Below are 3,359 nucleotides of genomic sequence, written 5' to 3' on the forward strand. Positions count from 1 at the left end.
AGGCTAGCAGACCACCCGGCGCTTCAAAAAATGGCGTCGAAACCGAAGGTATGGCGGCAAATTTCAACAGCCTGCTATATCTTGTTTATCAGGATGACGCTGGAAATGAATTTGTCTTGCGCGGCGGCCCGAGTATCAATCCCGCCTTTGGCAATATTGTCGTACAGAGTGGGATGCTGCTTAATGCTATTGATTCTCTCGACAAACGAGTAGACGCTTTCGGAAATCCTCTAACTGCGGCCGATCGCGGTAGTCGAGAAATCCATCTTAATGGAAGATCGGCAGAAGACGTATGGGCAATATTGTTACAGCAAGTGCAAAATATTGAGAATGCTGAACTTCCATATAATTTTGACCAAAACAGCAATTCCACAATAGCGTCTGTTTTAAATGCCGTTGGAATTGATGTAAATCAGACGATGCCTTATATCCCTGAAGGGGATTGGCCGGGTCTAGACAATCTTCTTAATTTTGATACCGAGCTTACCGGCACATCTAATGACGATATTATTTGGGGATATACCGGAAATGATACGTTATCGGGTGGTTCTGGATGCGATCAAATTAAAGGTGATGCAGGCAACGATACTCTCATTGGTGGCACCGGCAACGACACGTTATTAGGCGGCGAAGGCAGTGACATTTACGTACACAGCCAAGGTGACGGAATCGACACTATTATCGATAGCGATGGGCTGGGCTATCTGTATTGGGATACGGTTGTCATCCAAGGCGACGGCAATGTCACGCCGACTAACTGGTTCAAACGCAGCGACAACGTTTGGCAAGATCGGCAAAATCCCCAAGCTCCTATCAGCTATATCCTGCAAACCGAAGAAAACGAGACCCAGACCTTATACATCGTCAAAAACGGTGACCTCATCAAAGTACAAAACTGGCACCCTGGCGATTTAAGCATCACCTTGGGCGATGGTGGGTGCGGGGCCGGCTGCGGTAACCCGTACCTATATCGGCGACCAACGGGCGCCGCTGATTGGCATCGAGACAGATACTGATGTCGCTCCGACCGACTCCGACTACAACACCTATAAATGGGGTGCCGTCAGCTGGCAAAACGATGGCACCCTTGGCAACGGCGTCGCTGAAGCCGATTTCAACGACGTCATCACCGGCAGCGCGCAAGCCGACAAAATCGACGGACTGGGCGGCAACGACGCGTTGGACGGCGGGGTCGGTGATGATCAAATCGATGGCGGCACGGGCGACGACTTGATCGGCGGCGGCGCGGGTTCCGACGTCATCCACGGCGGCGACGGCCGCGACGAAATCCTCAGCGCCACCGGCTTAATCGCACCGCAACGCACCGGGCCTAACGATATCTGGCAACCGCCGGCTGGCAAAACGGTCTGGATACAAGGCAACACTTGGGGCGTATACGATAATGGGAACAACACTCAAACCATAAATGGCGGCGGATCATTGGCGCTGGATAATGCCCCGGACGTGGTCTTTGGCGACGGCGGTGATGACGACATCATCGGCGGTCACGGCGACGATTATCTCGATGGCGGTGCGGACAACGACGCGCTAACCGGCAACGGCGGCCACGACCTGCTGATCGGCGGCAGCGGCAACGACTTTATGCGCGGCGACGGCACCGTCACCACCGGCTATTATTCGACAACGCCTGCCTCGCCGCACGGCAAAGACTTCCTGGACGGCGGTGCGGGTAGCGACTTACTGATCGGCGACGGCAATGACGATATCTTGCTCGGCGGCGCCGACAACGACACCTTGTGGGGTGACGCTTCGGAAGGGGAGCTGGCCTTGCAATATCACGGCAACGACTATCTGGACGGCGGCGCTGGCGACGATACGCTCTACGGCAACGGCGGCGACGACATTCTCATCGGCGGCGGCGGCAACGACGAACTCTACGGTGGCGAAGGCTTCGACACCTACATCATCAATGCCGGCGACGGTATCGACCATATCATCGATAACGATCCCGAAAAAAACAGCAAGATCATCTTCGGTGTGGGAGTTAACCCCAACGATATCACCCTGGAACTGGGCTCTTTGATGCTTGATCTGGGTAACGGCAATGCCGTACATATCGAAAACTTCGATCAAACCGACGTGTTCAATAGTTCCGCCGTCAGCCAATTCCAATTCGCCGACGGCACGGTACTCAGTATCGGCCAATTGTTAGCACGCGGCTTCGATCTGGATGGCAGCGACCAAAACGACACGATCATCGGCACCAACACCACCGACCGGATCGACGGGGGCTTGGGTGCCGACTATCTCGCCGGCGGCGCCGGCGACGACACCTATCTCAACGTCACCGGCGAAGACACCATCAACGATACCGAAGGCCGTAGCACAATCAAGCTCGCCGCCGCCACTGGCATTGCCGCGAACGGCCTCAGCGTCACAAACTATGGCGAGCAAAATCAATACCGCCGTCTGGACATCGCCCTGGATATCGGCGGCACGTTGAAACTGGAAAACGCCTTCTTCGGCAGCGACGCGACGCTGGAATTTGCCAACGGCAATACGCTGGACCTGGAAACCCTGGTCGGCAGCACGTTGACCACGGCCGTCGACCTGCAACTGGGCGACAGCGGCGGCAAGCTATACGGCGGCGCCGGGGACGATACGCTCAAGGGCGGGGCGGGCGACGACACGCTCAGCGGGCACCAAGGCGACGATACCCTCAACGGCGGCGCAGGCGACGACCTGCTGCTCGGTGGCGCCGGCAACGACAACTACATAGTCGACGGCAACGGCACGACCCATATTCGGGATCATGCCGGTTCCAACCATCTGCAAATCGCCGCAACCGGCTCCGGCAGCTATATGCCGCTGGTCGACAGGCAAAGCGGCGACGTCATCATTTCCAAACCCGACGGCAGTCTGGTCGTCATCGAGCAAGCCTTGTTCGGAACCGAATTGTCGATTGCGACCGACGACGAGCGTTTGAATATCGCCTCTCTACGCGAATGGGCAGGGACGAATGTCTATGGTTCGCTCGAACTCGCGCTGCAAACCGATGACGGCAACCTCTACGGCGGGGCAAGCGCCGATCATCTGGCCGGTCGGGCGGGCGCCAATAGCTTGTGGGGAGGCGGCGGCGACGATCACTTGGAAGGCGACGGCGGCGGCGACACCCTGTACGGCGACGCAGGCAACGACACGCTAATGGGCGGCGCAGGCGACGATACCTTGGTCGGCGGGAGCGGCAACGACGTCCTGATCGGCGGCGCCGGCGCCGATGCTTATTTGTTCGGTAAAGAGAGTGAAAACGACGTCATACCCTGGCAAGCGGATGCCGAAAACGACCGCGTCGTATTCGGTGCCGGCATCCAACATAGCGATGTTCGGTTAACCCGGCA

At 57.2% G+C, this 3,359-nt stretch carries 2 protein-coding genes; both read left to right on the top strand.

Going from position 1 to position 3,359, the window contains the following annotated elements:
* Positions 1-1,016: calcium-binding protein (locus ACW73I_RS22845; protein WP_458031815.1), on the top strand; the 1,016-nt coding region annotated here is incomplete at its 5' end.
* A partial coding sequence (locus ACW73I_RS22850; RefSeq protein WP_458031816.1) for a calcium-binding protein occupies positions 931-3,359 on the top strand: 2,429 nt, incomplete at its 3' end. The genes ACW73I_RS22845 and ACW73I_RS22850, both read left to right, overlap by 86 nt.

The sequence above is a fragment of the Methylomonas sp. MgM2 genome (assembly GCF_054172045.1).